The organism is Anaerotruncus sp. DFI.9.16 (assembly GCF_024461615.1).
Taxonomy (GTDB): domain Bacteria; phylum Bacillota; class Clostridia; order Oscillospirales; family Ruminococcaceae; genus Anaerotruncus; species Anaerotruncus massiliensis.
Genome location: NZ_JANFZX010000002.1, coordinates 58,030 through 80,046, shown reverse-complemented (window position 1 = coordinate 80,046; position 22,017 = coordinate 58,030). Strand labels below are relative to the sequence as shown.

Below are 22,017 nucleotides of genomic sequence, written 5' to 3'. Positions count from 1 at the left end.
CGCTTGATCCGAGCGCCGGGCGTCATTCGGCGATCGTTACGGGAAAGAGGTCGTCCACCGTGATCCGGGGCAGGCACAGGCCCTGCTCCTTGGCGTACCGCAGCATCGTCTCGAGCACGTGCCGGTTTGCCTCCACCCCGTACGGCCAATAGTCCCTTCCCATCAGCTCCATGGCCTTTTCCGCCTCGGAAAACGCCCAGGGCAGGGTCACCGGCAGGGTGCCCATCCCGGTCAATTTCCCCAGCGCGATTTTCTTCGCCCGGGCGAAGGCGCTGCAGAGGCTCCGGGCCGCCCAGGGGTACTTCAGGGCAACGTCCCTTCGGACGACGACGACGTGCATGATCGGAAAGATTTTGGTCCGGGCATAGTAATCCGTTTCCATCTCCCGGTAGTTCTCCCACAGCCGCGTGATTTTCCGGCCGTCGAAGCAGCCGGGCTTGCGGGGATTCAGCAGGACGTCGATCTCGCCGTCCTCCAGCATGCCGCTCAGGCACTTGCCGGGGGGAATCCTGTGGATTTTGACCCCCGGGGGCGGCGCGAAATCCCCCATTCTGTCGTCGGGGCCGGGGCCCTCGACGCCGCCGGTGAACCATTCGACCTCCTCCGGGGAGACCTGGTATTCCTCCCGCAGGATCCCCCGGAGCCAGAGCGCCAGGGTGGTGTGGTATTCGGAAACGCCGATCCGCTTCCCCCGAAGATCCCGGGCCTCCCGGATTCCCGACGGTTTATGAATATAGATGTTTGAGTGCCGGAACGCGCGGGAGAGGAAAACCGGGATGGCCACGAACCGGCGGGGGCTTTTGCCGCATTCCATGATGTAGTTGGAAAGCGACATCTCCGAGACGTCGAATTCCTCGTCCTTCAACATCCTGCGGAAGATTTCGTTCGGCTCCCGCACGACGCAGTCCAGCGCAATCCCTTCCGGATGCACGGAACCGTCCCACAGCGGCCTTGTGCGGTCATAGTCGCCGCAGGCCAAAGTCAGCCTGATGTCATCCGCCATACGCTTCCTCCCTCCGGCAGACCGCGCGCGTGCGCGGCGAATCCGTTACCGCTTTCCGCAATCCACGATCACTTCCACTTCCACGATCGCGCCCGGAACCAGTCCGGTCACCTCGACCGCCGTGCTGGGGGGACGGGGCGCCGAAAAGAATTGGTTCCGGAGCTCCCGGAATTTGCCCAAGTTGTTGATGTCCTTCAGGTACACGGTGAATTTGATGACGTCGTCCAGAACCGCCCCGGCTTCCTTCAGGATGCTTTCGATGTTTTTGAATATCCGGACCGTCTGCGCCTCAAAGTCTTTCTCGAGGATCTCTCCCTTTTCATTGCGCGCCGTGATCCCCGAAAGGTAAAGGAGATCCCCCACTTTCATTGCCTGTGAAAAATCGTCGGTGACAAATACGTTTTTGCTGACCACCAGTTCTTTCACTCTGTTTTCACCTCCGCGAGATTCAAAATGATGGGACGGACGGGGAGTTTCCCCGTTCCGGCTTTAACAGGTCGTATAGGTAGGAAACGTTGTTTTTCTGCACCTTCTGCATCAGGTCCTCCGTCCCCGGGGACATGGGATACCGGTCGGCAAAGGAGATCCCCCGGATCGCCTCCTCCTTGGTCCAGCCCCGTTCGACGGCCTCCTTCACCCGGTCGATCCACTCCAGGATAAACGCGCGCTGCTCCCGCAGATACGATTTGCCGCACACCTCCCCGTGCCCGGGGACGATATAATCCACATCGAGCTTTTCGATTTCCGACAGCGACTCCAGCCAGAGGTAGATGTCCCCCGAATGGAGGAAGGACTGCGTCTTATAAAACACGTTGTCGCCCGTAAAGAGCACGCGCTCCTCCGGAATCAGGACGCTCGTCTGTCCCATCGTGTGGCCCGGATGATGGATCAGCTCGATGGTGTGCCTCCCGGAGTGCAGCGTCAGCCGGTCGGAAAAGGTGATGGACGGCGGGTTGGGCTCTCTTTCCGCGACGAGGGGATATCCCTCAGGGTCGATGACGGCCACACGGCTCAAAATATCTCTTTTGGGGACGGACAGGATTCCTTCCCGGGTTTTCTCCTGCCCGATCACCGGGACCTTGAAAAAACAGTTGCCCGTGAAGTGATCCCGGTGGCATTCCGTGTTGATCAGGTACTTCGGCTCCCCCTTGGACGCGATTTCCCTTGCCCATTCACAGGCGACCGTGGGGCGCTGCGGCGAGTCGATCAGAATGATCCCGCCGCCGGTGAGGACGTAGCCCACGTTGCAGCCCCCGATTTTGGTTTCCACAAATATGTTCTTTGTTAATTGCATTGACCGCGCCTCCAAGCCAAATCACAGATGCCGGAACAGATAGCTGCCGTTTCCTTTTTGCTCCGCCAGGCGGCCGTCCTCCGCCGCGACCCTGCCGTTGACGATGGTCATCACGGGCCACCCCTTGAGGGTTTTCCCCTGGAAGATGGAAAAATCGCTGCTGGACCCGAGCCTCGCGGGATCGACCTGCTGCTCCTTGTCCAAATCCAGGATGACGATGTCGGCATCCGAGCCGACCCGGATGGTCCCCTTGCGCGGATAGAGCCCGAAAATTTTGGCGGGCGACATCGTGGCCTTCCGGACGATATCGAGCAGCGGCACGCCGCGCTTGTGGTATCCCTCGCTGATCAGCACGGGCAGGTGGGTGCCGAGGACCGCGTAGCCCGTCCGGCTTCCCCACATCCCCTGGTCGAGGCGCTTGTCCGCGATGGTCCGCGTCACGTTGTCCGTCCCGAAGGTGTCGACGACGTCCTCGCGGATCCCTCGCCACAGGGCGTCCGAATCCTTTTTTTCGCGGATCGGCGGGATCATCTTCGCCAGCATCCCGATGGGGTCCTGCGTATTCAGCCCCAGATGCGCCGAGGTGACCTCCGCGTACAGGTTTTTGTTTTCCTTTTTCAGCAGGCGCATCCGTTCGATCGCCGCCTGCGAGGTGATGTGGACCACATACAGCCTCGCCCCGGCCTCCTGCGCGAGGCGTGCGGCGCGGATGACGGCCTCCTCCTCGGCGATCGCGGGGCGGGTGTCCTGCCAGTCCTGAAGGTTCCCGTCCTGTTTGACCGCCATCGCTTCCCGCGTCCACCGGTCGATGATGCGCTCGTTTTCCGCGTGGACGGACGCCATCGCCCGTTTCCCCAGGGCGGCCACCTTCCGGAACCCGGCGTAAATGAAGCCGTCGTCGGCGCTTTCGACAATGCCGGGATTCCCGCACATGTAGAACTTGAAGGTCGTGGACCCGATTTCCGCGGCGTAGGCGGGCAGCTCGCTCAGGTGCTCTTCGGTGCTGATTTGAATGTGGAAGCACATATTGGAGTAGATCCCGTTGTCGATGGTCTCCAGATAGTCCTTGTACGACTTTAAATAGCTGCCCTGGTCCCGCAGGTAGCAGCCGACCGTCGTGACGCCGCCGATCACGGCGGCCCTTGTTTCGCTCACGGCCAGCCTGGAGAACTGCTCCGGGTTCGTCCCCAGATGAACATGCGGGTCGATGACGCCGGGCATCACGTATTTCCCGGACGCGTCGATGGTCCGTTTTGCCTCCGGGAGGCAGCCGGGGGCGCCGATCCCCACGACTTTGCCGTTGTCGATCGCCACGGCCGCCTCCACCAGACCTTCCTCGGGGATCACCAGGGTTCCGTTTTCTATTCGTAAATCCACCACTTCGCATTGCCTTCCTTCCCGCTTTTTTTGGTACCTGGTCCGCAGCGTTTGGGCGGCGTCCGCCGCCGCGGCGCCTGCTCGCCGGGGATTTTCACGTTGCTTCTATGTTATATATTATATATGATTATGTCAATGATTCGATTGACTAAAAATCCGACTTTATCTTTGTTGAAATTAGAGATTTCCGGATAAAATGATCGGGAATTCCGTGAGAAAAGGCTGATAAACCCCGACTATTTATCGGATATTCACAAGAATGCGGAGCGAGATTTAGGCAAAATCTCAGTTGCGCATAAACCAAATATCATATATCATATATAATAATCAACGACAGGAAACCGTTGGACGCCTGTGGGGGAACCGCGGGAGGGACGGATTGGCGGTCCTCCTGTCCATGCTCGAGAAAAAGGAAAGGGATGATGTAAATATGGACACGCGCTTATGGAAAAACGAGAACTACTGGGTAAGCGGCTACAATTTCGATCCGGAGACGGTGGCGGGACATCACATATCCGACAACCTGAAAATTCACGACGCCACCCTGCGCGACGGGGAGCAGACCCCCGGGGTCGTGCTGCGCAAAGAGGAAAAGGTGCGGATCGCCCAGCTGCTGGACGAAGCCGGCGTTCAACGCATCGAGGCCGGGATGCCCGCCGTTTCGGACGAAGATAAGCTCGCCATCGCCGAGATCAAGCGCCGGGGCCTCAAGGCCGAGATCTTCGGATTCGTGCGGGCGCTCGAATCCGACCTGATCCTCTGCAAGGAATGCGGCGTGGACGGCATCGTGCTCGAGGTGCCGATCGGGCGGCCGAAGCTGGAACTGCAGTTCAAATGGGATATCCGGCGCGTCATCGACAGCAGCGTGGCCTCCATCCGTAAGGCCAGGGAGCTGGGCCTCAAGGTGATCTATTTTCCTTACGACACCACCCGCGCCGACGAGGACGACCTCGACCTGCTGCTGGATTCGCTGCGGGGGGACGCGCGGCCCGACGCCATCGGGCTTGTGGATACCATGGGCTGCGCGCTGCCCGGCGCCGTCGCCACCATGATGCGCTACATCAGGGAGAGGACCGGCGGCCTTCCCATCGAGATCCATACCCACAACGACTTCGGCCTTGCGGTGGCCAGCACCCTGCAGGCCGTGCTGTGCGGGGCGGACACCGTCCACTGCTGCGTCAACGGGCTGGGCGAGCGCACCGGGAACTGCTCCCTGGAGGAGATCGTCTGCGTCATCCAGATCCTTTTGGGAAAGGACCTGGGCATCGATCTTTCGAAGCTGCAGGGGCTATCGGACTATGTGGCGGAGAAGAGCGGAATCCCCGTCATGCGCAACAAGCCCATCGTGGGAAAGGACATCTTCGCGCGCGAGTCGGGGATCGGCGCCGATACGCTTTTCAGCGCGCCGCTCGCGATGTTCGCCCTCAACCCCGCCTTCCTCGGGAAACAGCCGCGGCTCATCCTCGGGAAAAAGAGCGGCATGCTCTCGATCGGAAAGAAGCTGGAGCTGCTGGGAGTCACGCTGGATGACGACCGGAAACGGGCCCTGCTCGGCGACGTCAAGGCGCTGGGGATCCAAAAGGAGCGCGCTCTCACCGACGAGGAGTTCCTCGCCCTTCTCAGGAATTATCAGTAAAAGCGCGGGAAATAAGGCTATTGAACTAGCTTGGCAAATTCTGCTATAATAGCGGTGGAGAACAGGATCCCATAACAGCGGTAGGAGAAGCCTTCATGGAAAAATATAAAAGCAAAGTCGACATCATCTACGATCTCCTGATGACGGATATCGCCAAGGGCGTTTACCGGCAGGACGACCGGCTGGTCATCAGCCAGATCGCGCGGCAGAACAACGTCAGCGACATCCCGGTCCGGGAGGCCCTTCGCCGCCTCGAGAGCGAGGGGTATGTCAAGATCAGCGCGAACCAGGGCGCGACGGTGTGCGCGTTCAGCATCGACCGGCTGCTGGAGATCATCCGCATCAAAAGCGTGCTGGAGGGCTACGCCACGCGCCTGAGCATCGATTATGTGACGCCGGCGCTTTTGAAAAAGCTGCGCAGCCTCAACGGCCAGATGAAAAAGGCGGTTGACGCCGGGAACTACCCGAAATATTCGGAGCTCAACGTGAAGTTCCACATGAGCATCTACGAAGCGACCCCCTACACCGAGCTGTACAATATGATCCAGGACCTCTGGCGGAAGTGGAGCATCACCCGGTCGGTCTTCGCCGTGGACCCAAACCGCATGCAGGAATCCACCCGGGAACACGAGGAGATCATCCGGCTGCTGGAGGAGCGGCAGTACGATCAGGTGGAGCAGTATGTCCGCCTGCATAAACAGCGGACCGAAACCGTGTTCCTGAGCCGCGAGCGGCTGGACGATTCCCGCGGCGCGTGATCTTTCGCGCGGTTTTCCGCATGAAAAAAGCCTTACGCAGGTTTTCTGCGTAAGGCTTTTTGCTGCTTCGGCGCTCTCGGGCCGCCCGCGGGCGGCCGTGTCAGACCACGCAGTTTTGGGCGATGAAATCCAGCGACTCGCGGATTGCCCGCCGCACCTCTTCCGGCGCGGGCGTCAACTGCTCGGTCGCGAAATCCGACGCGCGGACCCGGAAGCTCTGCGGCACCTCCAGCCCGCAGGGAATGGAGGGGCGGCGCTTTTCCAGCGCGGAAAAAACCGCGGCGTACCCCACCTCCCCCTGGCCGATGGGCGGGTTGTAGATATAGCCGTCCCGCAGCAGGGCGTCCTTGAGGTGCAGGCAGTCGAGGACCTCGAGGCTTTCGCAGATGTCGTCTGCGATGGAGATTTCCCCCCGCGCAAAGCGGTAGTTGTTTCCGGGGTCGTAGTTGTAGCGGACGGACGGATGGCCGATCTCCCGAAAGATGGGGCCGCATTCCCGGGCGGTGCCCACGATGTCCCCGTAGGATTCCAGGTTGATCCGCAGCCGGTAGGGCGCGGCGGCCTCGACCGCCCGGGAGAGGTTTTTGCGGAACTTGACGGTCCGGCACGCGGGGCCGCACCGGGTGTTGATCCGCGTCGCGCCGATCTTCCCGGCGAACTCCAGCTTCTTCAAAAACCGGGCGAACTGCCGGTCGTTCGTCAGGTCGCAGTGCCCCGAGACGGCGACGCAGCGGAGCCCGCGCTCCTCCAGCCGGGCACGCACCCACGCGACATACTCGTCGCAGACCCGTTCCGCGACGATCTGCTCACTGATGCCGTCGATGGCGGAGAGCTCCACGTCGGAGAACCCGAATTCCCTGGCGGCGTCCAGCGCCGGTATGAGATCGTCGCCGGGCACGCTGTTGGTACAGAACCAAAAAGGGGAGAGGTGCAGCATCCTTGACTCATCCTTCCTCATCGAATTGCAGCATCACCTTGGCGTGGACGCCGCTTGCCTTCTCGGCGAAGGCCTGGATTCCCTGTGAAAAGGGGAACAGCCCGGTCACGACCTCCTCCAGCCTGAGCCTGCCGGCCATGGCGATGGCGGAGGGGAAGTAGCCGCTGGGGACGCAGACGCAGGAGATGGTTGCGTCCTTCCAGTAGAGGTTGAAGAGGTTGACCTCGAGATTGAAATCCATGCCGTAGAGCCCGAAATAGACGACCGAACCGCCCCGGGCGACGATGTTGAGCGCCGTCTGGGCGGAGCCGCGGCTGCCGGAGGCCTCGATGACCGCGTCGTACCCCATTCCGCCGTTCAGCAGCAGCGCCTCGGTCACCAGGTTGCACCCGCTCGGGTCGAGGACCACGTCCGCGCCGAACCGTTTGGCCATCTCCCGCTTGGCCGCCACCGGCTCGACGACCACGATCTTTCCCAGGGGATACTGCCGCGCCAGCTTCAGGATGATCTGCCCCATGGCGCCGCCGCCGAGGATGATGAGGTTCTTCCCCCAGTCGAGCCGCGCCTTCGAGATGGCGTGCATGGCCATCATCAGCGGCTCGATCAGGCTGCCGGCCGGCAGGGAGACCTCCGTGGGCAGCAGGAAGGCCTGCTTCGCGTCGATCGAGATGTATTCCGTCATCAGGTCGGAGCGGCCGCCCGGGTTGATGCAGAAATTCGGCTGGTTGCTGCGGCAGGCGTCGCACTGGCCGCAGAAGGTATACGGATTGATCGCCACCCGGTCCCCGGGCTTGAACTCCGCCGGGGAGACCCGCTTGCCGACCGCCTCGATGATCCCCGAGCCCTCGTGCCCCAAAACGCCGTTTTTGGGGTAGGCCGCCTTGCCGTTCAGCATCATCATGTCGAACCCGCAGATGGAGGCATATTTCATCCGCACCAGCACCTCGTCCGGCCCCGGATCGGGAGGGTCGGGCAGACCCAGGAAATAGAGCTCCCGGTTTCGGCGCATCCGAAGTGATTTCATATGCCTCCCGCCTTTCGTAATTCCGTCCGGTATTGCTGCGGGGTCTTGCCGACCTGCTTTTTGAATACCTGACTGAAGTATTTCGCGTTGTCGAACCCCACCATCCCGGCGATATCGATGATCTTGTAGGGGGTTTCCAGCAGCTGCATCGCCCGCTGGATCCGCCGCTCGTTCACATAGGCGCTGAACGAGCTGCCGGTCTCCCGCTTGAAGAGCCGGCTGAGGTAGGTGGCGTTGATGTGGACGTGCCCGGCCGCGCGCTCGAGGCTGATCTCCTCGCCGAGGTTTTGGTTGATGAAGCTGGTGACCTCGATGATCAGCTGGTTGGAGCTCCGGTTTTCGTTGCAGAGCTGGTCGTAGAGCTTTAAAAACAGCTCCCGGAACGCCTCGAACGCCTCGTGGGCGCTGGAGAACTGCCGGATGCGCAGGGCGAACTCGTCGTCGGAACCGGTCAGCCCGAAGTTGTAGCGCAGGCGGCTGTACTGGACCGACAGCTGCGTGGTGACGAAGGAATAGAGGTCGGTGGACATGTCGTGGCAGACCAGCGCCTCCAACGAGCCCAGCGAGGAGACCAGCTGGGGCCGCGCGAGGTTTTGCAGCGCGAGGGAGAGGACGCTCAGCAGGTCGCGGACCTGTCCCTGGGTGGCCGTGGACTGGTAGGCCCGGACGGTTTTGGGCTGCAAGAAGGGCGGGGAGAAGAAGAACCGTTTGTGCCGGAGCTGCAATAGGTCCTTGCACTGGCTGTGCCAGCGCTCTATGGGGAGCGGCACGTCGGAGATCTCGAAGGCAAGCGGCGGGATGCTGTAGGGGGCGAGGGCGAGATTGATCTTTCCGATCAGCCGTTCCCAGTCGGGTTCGTCCTGCCCCTCCGCCAACAGGATGCAGAGGTTGCTCTCCCGGTAGACGCACAGCTCGCATTTGCCGACCGGCTCCAGAACGGCGAAGAGATCGTGGAGCACCGCCTCCAGGCTGTCGATCTGGCTGAAAAAATTGAAGGGCTCGTCGTTGCGCGGCTTCGGGCTTCCCAGAAGCTGCCAGCAGTCGCTGCGCCCCACGCGCAGGCGGCCGAACTCCACCTGCGCCTCGCCGGTGCGCAGCGGGATCAGGCCCATCAGCAGCTCCATGACCTCCAGGCTGTGCTGCACCGCCTGGTCGTGCTGCTCGCGCGCCGGCGGCTCCCGCTTCTTCCGCCCGTGCTGCTCGGCGGCGGCGCAGAGCGCCTGCAAAAGGTCCTCCTCCGGCGGAAGCTCGGTCGGGAAGACGGCCGCCACCCGGGAGTTCACGGGAGCGCCGAGGGAGAGCCCGGGCTCGTCGTTCAGAAGCAGGAAGGTCGGGCAGATGCCGCGGGGGAGCAGGTAGTTGATGAGGTCCTCCGCGTTCCAGAAGTTCATGTAGGCGGGCATGATGACCAGGTCGGGCTGGGTCGATTCAATCAGGCTCATGCCGAGGACGCTGTTGTCGGCGGTCCCGCCGAGCTGGAACTTGTCGGGATATTTCTGGAGGATCCCTCTGAGGTACTGGATTTGGGAATACTGGGTCGAAATCATCAGCACGGTATGGATCTCCGCCGCCCCCTCTCCGTTGTGAAAACAAAAAAACAACCTTTTTCGCGCGCCCGCGCAGAAGGTTATATTAAATATATATCCTACTTTCCGCGCGAAAGCAAATGTTTTTTCCCCTTTTTGGGCGATTCCCCGAAAGTGGTAGAATTTGCGGACTTTTTCCCGCCGGTCTTCTGACCGCCGCAAAATATTGACCGCTCCGCGGACCTCTCTAGAAAAGGATTCTGTCCATTTGAAGTAAAAAAATTGAACCTTTTTCCAAATCGGATACCGGACTTCCCCGGCGGACCGCCCGTCCGCATAAAACTGCACAACAAATTCGACCAAAATGGAAAACACAATGCGCCTATTTTTTGTTGATATTATAATATGATTTAGAAAAGCCATCCACCACATCAATTGTAGAAAAGAGGAGTGCATTATGCGCAGTATTCGTTATTTCGGAAACGGAACCCTGAAGATGCTCGACATTCCCGAGCCCCAGATCACCCGGCCGGACGACGTTAAAATCAAAGTGGCCTACTGCGGCGTCTGCGGTTCCGACCTGCATTTCAAACGCGCTGAACTGGACTTCCTGTTCGACAAGGAAAACGGAACGCCCATCGGGCACGAGGCCTCCGGCGTCATCACCGAGCTCGGGCCGGCCGCGACCGCCAAGGGGCTCAAGGTGGGCGACCAGGTGACCTATTACTACAACGAGCACTGCGGGAGCTGCTATTACTGCCGCAACGGGCAGGAGCAGTTCTGCGTGAATATGACCGGCTCCTCCGCCGCCATGTCCGATTATCTCGTCGTGCGGGAGCAGGCGGTCCACAAGCTGGTCGGCGGCTGCGACCTCAAGCGCGGCGCCCTCATCGAGCCGATCTCGGTCTGCCTGCACGGCATCGACCTGGCGCGCATCAAGGTGGGCTCGACCGTGGCGATCTCGGGCGGCGGCACCATGGGGATGCTGATGACCCAGCTGGCCAAACGCTCCGGCGCCACCAAGCTGACGGTGATCGAACCGATCGCCATGAAGCGCGAGATGGCCAAAAAGCTGGGCGCGGAATATGTGATCGACCCGGTGGGCCAGGACCGCAAGGAGGAGGCGCTGAAGATCACCGACGGACGCGGATTCGACGTGGTCATCGAGGCGTCCGGAAGCTGGCGGGCGTGCGACGGCATCGAGGAGCTGGTGGGCAAGGGCGGCACCCTGGAATTCTTCGCCGCGCTTTACCGCAGCGACTACGACTACAAGCTGAACCTCTTCCAGGCGTTCTTCAAGGAGATCCAGATCGTGGGCGGCGTGTTCCAGTCCCCCTACGCCTTCCCGCGCAGCGTGGCGCTGGCCAACGTGCTGGAGCTGGACCCCATCCTGGTGGACGGGTGCGTCTTCGAGGCGGAGGATTTCGAGCAGGCGTTCGAGGCCCAGATGGACGGGCGGACCATCAAGTCCCTGATCAAGTTCGACTAGCGACAAGTGTGTGTTAAGGAGGAAAGAGGCGAAGTATGGACAACAAACAATATTACGTCAAGCTCCCAGTCTGGAAAAAATGCGCGTTTGGCTCGATCGACACGGCCAACAATTTCAGCTGGTCCTACATCAGCTCCTTTTTGGCGATCTATCTGACGGACACCTTCCTGATCCCCGCGAGCTATGTGTCCATCATGTTCCTGGTGTGCCGCTTCTGGGACGCGATCAACGACCCCATCGTCGGCTATCTGGCCGACCGCACCCGCACCCGCTGGGGCCGCTACCGGCCGTGGATCTTTTTCGGCACCGCGCCGCTCTTCATCACGACGGCGCTGCTCTTCTGGCCGCACCCCGATTGGGCGCTCCCGACCAAGATGGTCTACGTCTGCGCCCTTTACGCGCTGGTGGTGCTCTTCTACACGATGGTCAACCTGACCTACGGCTCCCTCAACGCGGTCGTCACGCAGGACCCGGCGGAGCGCGGGTCGCTGGCCTCCTACCGGCTGCTCTTCGCCTACATAGGCTCCACGGCGATGACCCAGCTGGTCGTGCGCGCGGAGCCCGTCCTCTCCAGCAAAAACCCCGGCATGGGCTACTTCTACCTGGCCGTCATCTTTGCCGTCTTCTGCATCCCCATGCAGATCTTCGGCGCGAAGGTGCAGAAGGAGGTCATCCCGCCCTCCAACACGGGCGTCAAGATGTCCATCTTCAGGCAGCTGCGGCTCTCCTTTAAAAACGTCCCCTTCATGATGGTCTGCATCATGTTCCTCGCCCAGGGCTTCTCCCTCTACGGCGTGGGCGCGATCAACACCTACTGGTTCAAGTACGTGGTGGGCGACACCAACCCGCTGGCCACCTACTCCCTGATCACGCTGGTGCCCTCGATGCTCGGCTGCTTCACCTCCCAGTTCTGGAGCAACAAGCTCCGGAACAAGGGCAAGGCCATCGGCATCACCTACGTCGCGCAGGCGGTCTTCTTCACCCTGCAGTTTTTCCTGTTCCGCAACACGGTCAACATCGGGGTGATGTATTTCCTCGGAATTGTCGTGCAGTACTTCGCGGGCGCCAACATGTCGCTCATCTACGGCATGGTCCCGGATACGATCGAATACTCCGAGCTCATCACCAAGGGAGAGCGGATGGACGGTTTCCTCAACACCCTCTCCTCCTTCTGGAACAAGGTGGGCATCACGATCGGCACCGCGGGGACCGTGTGGATCCTGGACCTGGTGGGCTATGTGCCGAACGCGGCGGACCAGCCCTCCAACGTCATTCTTGCGCTCGACCTGATGAAGTGGATCCTGCCGACCATCTTCTGCATCATCGCCCTTGTCTCGCTGATCTGGTACAAACTGGACTACGCGAACTTCGATAAGCTGGTCGCCACCCTCAACGAACAGCGCCCGGTCTGGGAGGCCGAACGCAAAGCCGCCGCCGGGAAGTGACCCCGTCCGGCCGGAGGAAAAGGAGGATTTCCAATGTATCAATCCGACGTGCAGCGCTTTGAACGCTCCAAGAACACCGACCTGTTCGTCACCTTTTTCCCGCTCGTCCTGGCGTTCGGGCTGCGCGGCTTTCTCCTGAAAACCGGCCTTCCGGAGGCGGCCCTCTTTGCGGCGCAGGCGCTGCTGGCGGTCTTTCTGGCCGCCGCGTTCCTGCTCAGCCACCACTGCTATTTCCGTCTCTTTCGCTATACGGTGGCCGAGCGGGGCGGGAGCGGCTACCCCGCGGAGTCGCTCACCTTTGAGCGGCTCTGCGGCAAAAAGTCGCGGATTTACGAGCGGGTCCTGCGCGGCGAAATGCTCTATCTGGCCGCGCCGGATGAGCGCTGCGCGGCGTATGGGAAGCCCTCGGCTTCCTACCGCCTCACGGTCCTTCCCTCCCGGAGCGCCTGCCGGCTCTATTACCGGCAGGAGGGGACCCTCTACTGCGCGGCCTTTCATCCGGACGAACGGCAGGCCGCTGTCCTGCGCCGGTGGACCGGCCAGGACAAAGCGGAAAACCGGCCTGAAGCGGCCGGATCATGTTAGGAGGTAAAATCTTTTATGGCTGAGAAATCACTGGTCCGGAGGCTGGAAAAGGCCTCTCTGGACACCAAGCTGCGTCTGCTGGACCTGTGCCACCAGACGATGATCCACATTGGCGGCGACCTGTCGGTCTGCGATATGATGACCGCGCTCTGGCAGTATGCCATCCGCTACGACGTGGAGAACCCCCACTGGGACGGGCGGGACCGTTTCGTCCTCTCCAAGGGGCACGCGGCGGCCGTCACATCCTTCAGCCAGGCGGCCATCGGCTGCTACGACGTCCAGGACATCTACAAGGAATACGCCACCGACTTCGGGCGGTTCGGCATGCACTCCTGCAACCTGGCGAACCCCTATGTCGACGTTTCCACCGGCTCGCTCGGGCATGGGATGCCCGTGGCCGCGGGCATGGCGGCGGCCCTCAAGCGCAAGGGCTCCCAGAGCAGGGTCTACTGCGTCATCGGGGACGGCGAGTGCGGGGAGGGCTCCATCTGGGAGGGCGCGATGTTCGCCCACCAGTACCAGCTGGGGAACCTGGTCGTGTTCGCCGACCGCAACGGCTTCTCCTTTGACGGCCCCACCGAGGAATACATGGCGCTCGAGCCCTTTGCCGGCAAATGGCGGGCGTTCGGCTGGAATGTGGTGGAGATCGACGGCCACGACATGGACGCGATCATCGACACGATCGACCGCCTCCCCGACGTGTCCAGCGACACGCCGACCATCGTCATCGGCAAGACCGCCAAGGGACACGGCGTGAGCTTTATGGAGAACAACGCCTCCTGGCACGCGGGCGGCGTCAATACGGAGGACTGGGAAAAGGCGAAGGCGGAGCTGACCGCCGCTTATCAAGAGAAATGGGGTGCGGCCGTATGAGCGGAATGACGCTGAATATGGAAGTAATGACCAGCCTGCGGGACGCCGTCGGAAAATGCCTGGCGGAGCTGGGCAAAAAGTACGACAACATGCTCGCCATGACGGCGGATGTGGACACCTCCTCCCGCATTCAGGCGTTCAAGGAGGCGTTCCCCGACCGCTGCTACAACGTGGGGATCGCGGAGCAGTGCCTGATGAGCACCGCCGCCGGGCTCGCCCATGAGGGCTTCAAGCCGCTGACCTTCGCCTTCGCGCCCTTCGCCTCGATGCGCTGCTACGAGCAGGTCCGCACCGACATCTGCTACACCAAGCTGCCGGTCATCATCATCGGCAACGGCGCCGGGTATTCCAACGGCGCTTCCGGCTGCACCCACTGCGGACTGGAGGATTCGGCGCTGATGGTGGCCTGCAACAACATGACCGTCATCGAACCGGGCGACCCGGCGCAGATGGTAAAGGTGCTTGAGGCGGCCATGGAGCTGAACGCGCCGGTCTATATCCGGCTGGGCCGCGAGGCCACCACCTCCCTGTACGCGGAGGACGTCAAATATGAGATCGGCAAGGCTCTGATCCCCCGCGAGGGGAACGACGGGGCGTTCGTCTGCACCGGCATCATGGTCCACTTCGCCATGGAAGCGGCGAAACGGATCCGTGAGGAGCTCGGCAGAGAGATCCGGGTGGTGGATATGCACACCGTTAAGCCCCTCGACCGCGACGCGGTCATCGCCGCCGCGAAGACGGGGCGCGTGGTCGCCGCGCAGGACCACAACATCAACGGGGGACTGGGACAGCTGGTCGGTTCCACGATCGCCGAGGCGGGAATCACCTGCAAGCTGGCCATCCGCGGATGCCCGGACGAGTTCGTCCCGATCGCGACGCCGGAGTTCCTCTACGCCCGCAACGGCATGGACGCCGACGGGCTCTACCAGGCAATGAAGGCGCTGCTTTAATTTACCGCCGCAGGAGATGGAGGCGGGCGGGAGACCGCCCGCCTCCATTTTGTGAGAAGGGGGAAACGCCATTGGATAAGCTCCGCGCCGGGCTCCTCACGGGGAGGGAGGCCCGCCTGCTGCTGCTCCTCGCGGGCGCCAGCTTTTTGCGAAACCAGCTTTGGCTCACGCCGTCCCCCCTGATGACCGTCATCATGGACGATATGCGCATCGGGTACCAACAGGGCGGGCAGCTGCTCTTTATCGTCACCGTCCTGATGGGAATCTCCCTCTTCGTCGGGAGCAGGGTCATCGACCGGCTGGGCGCCAGCCGCGCGATGGCGATCGCGATCGGCTGCCTCGCGCTCGACGGCCTTTTCGCCTTCTTTTGCAGAAGCTACCCGCTCGTCCTCGTGGGGCGCGCGTTCAGCGGGATCGGTTACGGGCTGGGCAGCGGGGCGCAGGGCGTCCTGGTCACGGAGCGGTTTCCGCCCGCCCGGCGCGGGCTGATCAACACGATCAACGCCGCCGTAAACGCGTTGAGCATCGCGGCCGCCTACGCGGTCACCGTGCCCCTCTACCGCTTTTTCCACTCCTGGCGCGGGACGCTGCTCTTCTGGTCGCTCGTGTCCGCGGCTTGGATGGGCATTTTCATCCTGTTCGACGCCGCCCACGCGCCGTTCGCGGCCGGCGCGCCGTCCAGGGCGCCCGCCAGCCTTGCGCAGGCGGCGCGCCTCCCGAAGGTGTGGTGCATGGCCGCCGCGATGGGCGGACTGACGATCCTGTACACGGGCTACTCCTCCTATCTGCCCTCCTTTCTCGCCGAGGCGCGCGGGTTCTCCCTGCAGGCAGCCGGGACGGCGACCGGCATGATCTCCGTGGCGGGGCTGGCCGGATGCCTGCTGTGCGGCCCCCTCTTCACGCGGCTGCGCGCCGTCCACATCCCGCTGCTTGCGCTGGAGCTTCTGGTGCTGGCGGGCGCCGCGGGGACCGCGCTCTTTCCGTCCCACGCGGGGATCTACGGCGGCATCTTGCTGCTGGGGTTCTGCTTCAACGGCTGGGGGACGGTCTCGGTGACCGCCCTGATGAACATGGACGGGATGACGCCGAGGCTGATGGGCGGGGCGGTCGCGATCTACAGCGGCCTTGGGGGGATCGCCGCCGTCTGCGTCCCGGGCATGTTTTCCTTTTTCCAGGCGCGGTTCGGCATCCGGAGCGCGCTCGCCCTCTTCTGCCTCTTCGTGCTTCCCGCGCTGGCCGGGACCGGGCTGTATGCCCTCCTCTGCCGCCGGCGCGGCGCATGAAAAAAGCCTTGCGCGGGACCTCCACGCAAGGCTTTTCGCACCGGGCGGCAAATTTGCGGCAAAACAAAACCGGCCGGTCAGAAGACCGGCCGGTTTGATCTGGTGGGAACACGGGGACTCGAACCCTGGACTTCCTGCGTGTGATGCAGGCACTCTAACCAGCTGAGCTATGCTCCCGAGACAAGTGATATTATAGCACATCGTCCGGGGAAAGGCAAGCCCTTTTTTGCACTCAGTCGTCGAACTCCTGCATGACGTTCCCGATCGTGATCGTGCGGTGGGGAAGCCAGACATACTGCCCCTCCAGCCGGGGGACAGCCTCCTTGACGTCCCGCCCGGTGGAGAGCGCATAGGCGAGCTCGAAGATCGCCTCGGCCTGTCCCTTGGCGTCGTTGAGCACGGTTCCGGTCAGCGTCCCCTCCTTGATCGCTTCGCGGGCGGGGGGCGTTGCGTCGATGCCGACGATCACCGGCAGATCCTCGATGCCCGCCGCGCGGTAGGCGTCGATCGCGCCGAGCGCCATATCGTCGTTGTTGCTGAAGACCACCTCGATGCGGGGGCCGATCTCCTCGTCCTTCAGCCACTGTCCCATCTTGGCGGAGGCCTGCGCGCGCTGCCAGTTGGCGGTGTCGTTGGCGAGCTTCTCCACGCTGATGCCCGCGCCCGTCACCGTCTTGATCGAATATTCGGTGCGGATGGCGGCGTCCTGGTGGCCGGGCTCCCCCTCAAGCATGACGTATTGGATCTTGCCATCCCCGTTGCGGTCGACCAGCTCGGGGTTCTGGTTGAAGAGGTTGGAGACGATCCGTCCCTGCAGGACCCCCGATTCGCTGGCGATGGCGCCGACATAGTAGGCGCGGTCCCACCGCTGCATATCCTCCTCGACCGGCTCGCGGTTGAAAAAGACGATGGGGATGTTCGCGGACTTGGCCTTGTCGATGATGACGGAGGCGGCCGTGCGGTCGACCTCGTTGACGCAGATGACGTCGTAGCCCTGCGAGAGGAACTTGTCCACCTGGTCGTTCTGGATGCCCTGGTTGCCCTTGCCGTCCATCACATTGACGGAGATCTTAACCTTGTCCCGGGACTCGCGGGCCTTTGCGGTCTCGAGGAAATACCCGCTGAGGGTGGAGATAAAGGTGTCGTCCTGCCGGTAGACGGTCATGCCGATCTTGATCTGCCGCAGGTCGGGGTTCTGGCTGTCGTCCGAATCGCTGCATCCGCCGGAAAAAAGCGTCAGGCAGAGCGCGGCGGACAACAGGAGCGCCGTCCTTTTCCAGAGCGTGTTCATGCGAAAACCTCCTTCTTGCGGGTCCCCGCCGGGGCGCCGGTTCAGCGGATAAACGGGAAGAGCAGCCGCTGGTTTTCCGGGTCGTACATGTTTTTCCAGTTGATCATGCGGTGCTCGACGACGGTGGCCGGCGCGACCGGCCGCTTCTTGAGGGAATCGACGGCCGCCTTGACCCCCAGGTATCCGATGCCGAAATCGTTCTGCACGATTGTGGCGTTGACAATGTCCTGCTCGATATAGGAAGCGACCTTGCCGGTCGAGCCGATGCCGAAGAGGGTGAGGTAATCGGCCTGCTCGTCAATGACCGCCTGCGCGGCCGCCTCGAGCGCGGTGACGTCGAGGGTGACCACCACGTCGACCGACTTGGGCCGCAGCTCCTGAGCCAGCGTCCGGGCGGCCTCCGACGATTCGTCGGGGAGCGTCCAGCTGATTACCTCGCCGCCGATCTCGTCGAGCACGCTCATGAGCCCGGCGCGCCGCTGCTGCACGTTGCTGCACTGCGCGCTCGATTCCACGACGGCCAGCCGCTTGCGGGCGTTGCCGCTGCGCACGATCTCCTGGCCGAGCTGGACCCCCATGGCGTAGTTGTCCGCCGAGATATAGGACTTGACCGCGGCGCTGTTGACGGTCGATTCGATGCAGACCACCGGAATGTTCTCGGAGACCTGCTCGACCGTGCTGACCAAGCCGTTGCTGTCGGCGGCGGCGAGGACGATCGCGTCCACGCCGCTGTCGTATTCGCGCTGGATCAGGGAGATCTGCTCGGAGAGGTTGTTCTCCTCCGACAAGGTGATGAAGCTCAGGTCGACGTTCATCTCGCTGGCGGCCTGGTCGGCCCCCTGCTTGATGCTCTCCCACTGCTCTCCCGTCTTGCCCCGCACGATGAGGGAGACGTCGTAGACCTCGGGGACCTTCTCCTCCCCGAGCACGTCGAAGGTGAGGATCGCGAAGGAGATCGCGAACGCGGACAGGAGCAGCACAAACACGAGAATCTTTCGCTGCGTCATTTCACATCCCCTCCTTTCACAGCCTCGTCGTAGCTGTGGCGGGGCAGGTGGATGCGCACGGTGGTGCCCACGTCCGGCTCGCTGAGGATGGTCAGGCCGTAGCCCTCCCCGTAGCGCAGCTGGATGCGCTGGTTGACGTTGCGCAGCCCGATGCCGGACCCCTTGGAGCGCACCCGCGTCTCGTCGGTCAGCAGGGTCCTGCAGACCTCCTCGGGGATGCCGCTGCCGTTGTCCTCGACGTCGATGTACAGATCGCCGTCCTCCCCGACGTAGGAGCGGACCCGGATCTCGCCGTCCCCGTCCATGAACTCCATGCCGTGGTAGATGGCGTTTTCCAACAGCGGCTGGACGATCAGCTTGATCGTCTCGAGGCGCAGCGTCTCGGGCGCGGCGTCGATCGAGACGGCGAATTTGTTCTTGTAGCGCATCTTCTGGATGGTCAGGTAGTTGCGCGCGTGCTCGAGCTCGTCGTTCACCGGGATGACCGTCCTGCCCTTGGACAGGCTGATGCGGAAGAGCCGCGCGAGCGCGGTGACCATCGTGACCGCTTCCTCGTACCGCTCGTTCTCGATCATCCAGACGATCGAATCGAGGGTGTTGTAGAGGAAATGGGGGTTGATCTGGCTCTGGAGCGCGTCGAACTCGCTCTTGCGCTTGGCCTCCTGCTCGACGACGATGTCCTCCATCAGCTGGCGCATCTGGCCCACCATCCGGCGGATCGTCTTGCCGAGGTGCTGGATCTCATAGGAGCCGCCGACGGCGATGTTGACGTCGAGATTGTTCTTTTCCAGTTCCTTGACCGAGTTTTCCAGCGCCTTGATCGGGTTGGCGATGCGCGACGAGACGAAGAGGTTTGCGAACACCATCAGAAACATCGTAAAGAAGATGATGAAGACCGCGAAGGTTCGGATGTGGTAGTAGTCGGCGGTGATGTCGGCCATCGGGGTCACGCCGACGATCTTCCAGCCGGTGTAGCCGACCGTCTTGACAGTGACCACCCGTTCCCGGCCGTTGAAGGTTTCCACGTGGTTGCCGTCCTCGTAGTGGACGGCGGCGTGGTTGTTTTCCTCGAGCAGGTTGGAGTAGAGCAGCTGCTGACGGGGGTGGTAGATGATCTCCCCTTCGCTGTCGATGAGGTAGACGTAGCCGCTGCCGCCGAGGCGGACGTTTTTGAAGAGCTGTTCGATGCCCGAAAAGTTCATGTCGACGAGCAGCACGCCGTGGCGGACGTTTCCGCTGCTGGTCAGCTCGACGGCGCGGGAGAGGGAGACCACCCACCGGTAGCGGTAGTCGGGGTCCTCGAAGAGGTTCTGCACGTGCGGGGTGGAGAAGTGCAGGTTTTCGATCTTGCCCATCGCGCGCACGAACCAGTCCTGCTCGTTGGGCTGGACCGTCTTTTTCAGGATTGAAAGCGGGGACGCGGCCACGAGCCCGCCCTCGTCGTCCACCACCACGATGCTGACGAGCAGGTCACGGTTGGTCTCATAGAGCAGGTTCATCTGCGCGTCAATCGTCTCGTCCGCAAGGTCGACGTTCTTGATGACGCGGTAATACATCGCGTCCGAGACGCGCATCATATTGCGCAGGTAGGTGTCGAGGTTCATGTTGACCTGCTCGATGACACGCCGGTTGTCCTCCTTGACCATCTGCTCGGTCGAGGTGGCGAAGCGCAGGTAGAGGGTCAGCCCCAGGAAGATCATCCCCACCATCGCCACGATCGTAAAGGAGATCGAGATCATGTACTGGATGCTGCGCTTCTGGTAGGACTTGGTGACGCGCCGGAACCACTCCCGAATGGCGTCAATCATGTGCGGCCCCCTGGCTGCTGCGGTATTTGGTCGGCGACATGCCGAACTGCTTTTTAAAGACGTAGCTGAAATAGTTCGGCTCGGTGTAGCCGACCTTAAGCGAGATCTCGTAGGTCTTGTCCTCGGTGGTCGAAAGAAGCTTGACCGCCTCGTCCATGCGCACCTGCGTGAGGTAGGCCACAAAGCTCATGCCCGTCTCCTTTTTAAAGAGGGTGGAGAAGTAGGCGGGGGAGACGTGCAAATGGTCGCAGAGCATCTCGACCGAGATGTCGGGGCTCTGGTAGTTTTCCGATATGAACTGCTTGGCGCTCTCGGCGATCTCCTTGGAGGAGTTGGTGCGCTCCCGGCGGATCATTGTGGAGATCGTCAGGCACATCTCGGTCAGGCGGCGGCCCAGCTCGTCGAGAGAATCGAAGCTCGTGAGGGCGAAGCCGTTGTCGAAATCCCGCCCGAACACCTTGGAGGCGTCGAGCTGGTAGGTGCGGATGACCTTGAGCAGCTCGGCCATCATCTCCATAAGGCAGAGCTGGTACTGCCCGATCGGCAGGCGCGCCTCCTTGAACCGCCCGACGCAGCGGTCGACGGCGTGGCGAATATTCTCCGGGGTCCCCAGCTTGATGGCGGCGAGCAGGTCGCGCTTGTCCTGCTCGTCGAAGGGGAGCTGCGCGGTGGGGTCGGGCTCGACGTCGTCGATGTAGATCGCGCGCCCCGAGCCCATCAGCACCCGGTAGTCAAGCGCGCTGCGCGCGCCCTCGGCCGAAAAATGCAGATCGGCGAGCGACTCGCACAGGCTCCCGACCCCCGCGGTCAGCGTCAGGCGCAGGAACCGCTTGGCTAGCTTGCAGACCTGGTTCATGCCGTCGATGAGGGCGAGCACCTGTCCGCGCTCGTCGAAGCTGGCGATGACCGCGACCGAGTCGTTGTAGAGAGTGCTCTTGAAGCAGCACCGCCGCCCGAGGTTCTCGTCGATGATCTGCCGCACCGAGAGGGGAAGCAGCTCGCTCTGGCGGATGGGCGCGTCCTCCGGCGTGTCGCTGTCGAAATGGGTGAGCACGACCGCCCAGTACCGTCCCGACAGGTCGATGCCGTACTGCTCCGCCTGTTCTCCGGCGCGGCGCTCGGTAATCCGCCCGTCGAGCAGGCGGGCGTAGAACTGCTCGCGCAGCAGCGGCAGGCTGCTCTGGTAGCGCTGGCGCAGCAACGCGATGTTGCGCTTTTCGGCGAACTCCGCGTCGAGCTGGCTTTTCAGGCGCTGCAAAACCGCCGTCAGTTCGGCGGCGTTGATCGGTTTTAGGATGTACTCGGCGGCGCCCATCTGGATCGCCTTCTGGGCGTACTCGAAGTCGTCGAAGCCGGAGAAGATCACGAGCTTGGTGTCGGGCATCAGCTCGCACAGCCGCTTCCCGAGGGTGAGCCCGTCCATGAAGGGCATCTTGATGTCGGTCATCACGACGTCGGGGTGGAGCTGCTCGGCCAGCTCGAGCGCCTCCTGGCCGTTTTCGGCCGAGGCGACCAGCTCGAACCCGTTGCCCTTCCAGTCGATCTTGCGCCGGATCCCGTCGCGGATCTCCTCCTCGTCGTCGACAAGCATAACGCGGTACAGGGACATGGAATCCTCCTTCCGGCCGGCGGGTCCCCGCCCGCGGCCGCAAAACCTCCCCGGCGGGAGGGCTTTTCAGGCGGGCGGCCCTTCGCGCCGGCCCCCGCTGCAGTGGGAAAACAGGGCGCGTC

Annotated in this window: 19 protein-coding genes and 1 tRNA gene; 8 read left to right on the top strand and 12 right to left on the bottom strand. The window is 62.4% G+C overall.

Annotated features, from left to right (window positions below; translation table 11 throughout):
- Positions 1-22: 22 nt before the first annotated feature.
- Genes NE609_RS02235 through NE609_RS02220 form a run of 4 tightly spaced genes read right to left on the bottom strand, consistent with a single transcriptional unit; the run spans position 23 to position 3,674 of the window.
- Entirely contained in the window at positions 23-1,003 is a 981-nt protein-coding gene (locus NE609_RS02235; protein ID WP_256151560.1) for a hypothetical protein, read from the bottom strand.
- 45 nt (positions 1,004-1,048) lie between these two features.
- Positions 1,049-1,429 (bottom strand): RidA family protein, encoded by a 381-nt coding sequence (locus NE609_RS02230; RefSeq protein WP_101552142.1) that lies wholly within the window; start codon positions 1,427-1,429, stop codon positions 1,049-1,051.
- Between the two features lie 22 nt (positions 1,430-1,451).
- A complete protein-coding gene (locus tag NE609_RS02225; RefSeq protein WP_256151559.1) occupies positions 1,452-2,297 on the bottom strand; it encodes an MBL fold metallo-hydrolase in 846 nt (281 codons plus the stop codon).
- Between the two features lie 21 nt (positions 2,298-2,318).
- Positions 2,319-3,674, bottom strand: a complete 1,356-nt coding sequence (locus NE609_RS02220; protein WP_256151558.1) for an amidohydrolase family protein — start codon at positions 3,672-3,674, stop codon at positions 2,319-2,321.
- A gap of 430 nt (positions 3,675-4,104) precedes the next feature.
- On the opposite strand from NE609_RS02220, the gene NE609_RS02215 reads away from it, so the two are divergent.
- Together NE609_RS02215 and NE609_RS02210 are read left to right on the top strand one after the other, a co-directional pair.
- Positions 4,105-5,310 carry a LeuA family protein gene (locus NE609_RS02215; protein ID WP_101553270.1) on the top strand — a complete coding sequence of 402 codons (1,206 nt, stop codon included), beginning with the start codon at positions 4,105-4,107 and terminating at the stop codon, positions 5,308-5,310.
- A gap of 95 nt (positions 5,311-5,405) precedes the next feature.
- A complete protein-coding gene (locus NE609_RS02210; RefSeq protein WP_101552136.1) occupies positions 5,406-6,068 on the top strand; it encodes a GntR family transcriptional regulator in 663 nt (220 codons plus the stop codon).
- Positions 6,069-6,168: 100 nt separating this feature from the next.
- Here NE609_RS02210 and NE609_RS02205 read toward each other — a convergent pair whose 3' ends face one another.
- Genes NE609_RS02205 through NE609_RS02195 form a run of 3 tightly spaced genes read right to left on the bottom strand, consistent with a single transcriptional unit; the run spans position 6,169 to position 9,576 of the window.
- On the bottom strand, positions 6,169-7,005 hold the full coding sequence (locus NE609_RS02205) for a sugar phosphate isomerase/epimerase (protein ID WP_256151557.1): 837 nt from the start codon (positions 7,003-7,005) through the stop codon (positions 6,169-6,171).
- Positions 7,006-7,012: 7 nt separating this feature from the next.
- Positions 7,013-8,029 (bottom strand): zinc-binding dehydrogenase, encoded by a 1,017-nt coding sequence (locus NE609_RS02200; RefSeq protein WP_256151556.1) that lies wholly within the window; start codon positions 8,027-8,029, stop codon positions 7,013-7,015.
- Positions 8,026-9,576, bottom strand: coding sequence for a helix-turn-helix domain-containing protein (locus tag NE609_RS02195; protein ID WP_242970899.1), 1,551 nt, complete (start codon positions 9,574-9,576; stop codon positions 8,026-8,028). Before NE609_RS02195 ends, NE609_RS02200 begins: the two co-directional genes overlap by 4 nt.
- Before the next feature lie 436 nt (positions 9,577-10,012).
- On the opposite strand from NE609_RS02195, the gene NE609_RS02190 reads away from it, so the two are divergent.
- From NE609_RS02190 to NE609_RS02165, 6 genes are all read left to right on the top strand, one after another.
- Positions 10,013-11,044, top strand: coding sequence for an alcohol dehydrogenase catalytic domain-containing protein (locus NE609_RS02190; RefSeq protein ID WP_256151555.1), 1,032 nt, complete (start codon positions 10,013-10,015; stop codon positions 11,042-11,044).
- Positions 11,045-11,079: 35 nt separating this feature from the next.
- On the top strand, positions 11,080-12,489 hold the full coding sequence (locus NE609_RS02185; protein WP_256151554.1) for an MFS transporter: 1,410 nt from the start codon (positions 11,080-11,082) through the stop codon (positions 12,487-12,489).
- 33 nt (positions 12,490-12,522) lie between these two features.
- Entirely contained in the window at positions 12,523-13,074 is a 552-nt protein-coding gene (locus NE609_RS02180; protein ID WP_101552123.1) for a hypothetical protein, read from the top strand.
- Between the two features lie 15 nt (positions 13,075-13,089).
- The gene (locus tag NE609_RS02175; RefSeq protein WP_121586029.1) at positions 13,090-13,947 is read left to right on the top strand and encodes a transketolase; all 858 of its coding nucleotides are present in this window, start codon (positions 13,090-13,092) and stop codon (positions 13,945-13,947) included.
- Complete coding sequence (locus NE609_RS02170; RefSeq protein ID WP_256151553.1) at positions 13,944-14,897, top strand: transketolase family protein; 954 nt, start codon at positions 13,944-13,946, stop codon at positions 14,895-14,897. Before NE609_RS02175 ends, NE609_RS02170 begins: the two co-directional genes overlap by 4 nt.
- A 71-nt stretch (positions 14,898-14,968) precedes the next feature.
- Entirely contained in the window at positions 14,969-16,180 is a 1,212-nt protein-coding gene (locus tag NE609_RS02165) for a CynX/NimT family MFS transporter (RefSeq protein WP_256151552.1), read from the top strand.
- A 100-nt stretch (positions 16,181-16,280) separates the two neighbouring features.
- On the opposite strand, the gene NE609_RS02160 is transcribed toward NE609_RS02165, so the two are convergent.
- The 5 genes from NE609_RS02160 to NE609_RS02140 form a co-directional block, all read right to left on the bottom strand.
- Positions 16,281-16,357 (bottom strand) — tRNA-Val (locus NE609_RS02160).
- 55 nt (positions 16,358-16,412) lie between these two features.
- The gene (locus tag NE609_RS02155) at positions 16,413-17,471 is read right to left on the bottom strand and encodes a galactose ABC transporter substrate-binding protein (RefSeq protein WP_101552113.1); all 1,059 of its coding nucleotides are present in this window, start codon (positions 17,469-17,471) and stop codon (positions 16,413-16,415) included.
- A gap of 41 nt (positions 17,472-17,512) precedes the next feature.
- Complete coding sequence (locus NE609_RS02150) at positions 17,513-18,478, bottom strand: substrate-binding domain-containing protein (protein WP_121586027.1); 966 nt, start codon at positions 18,476-18,478, stop codon at positions 17,513-17,515.
- Positions 18,475-20,286 carry a cache domain-containing protein gene (locus tag NE609_RS02145; protein ID WP_121586026.1) on the bottom strand — a complete coding sequence of 604 codons (1,812 nt, stop codon included), beginning with the start codon at positions 20,284-20,286 and terminating at the stop codon, positions 18,475-18,477. Before NE609_RS02145 ends, NE609_RS02150 begins: the two co-directional genes overlap by 4 nt.
- Complete coding sequence (locus NE609_RS02140) at positions 20,279-21,895, bottom strand: response regulator transcription factor (RefSeq protein ID WP_101552107.1); 1,617 nt, start codon at positions 21,893-21,895, stop codon at positions 20,279-20,281. The genes NE609_RS02145 and NE609_RS02140 overlap by 8 nt, the downstream gene beginning before the upstream one ends.
- Positions 21,896-22,017 lie beyond the last annotated feature (122 nt).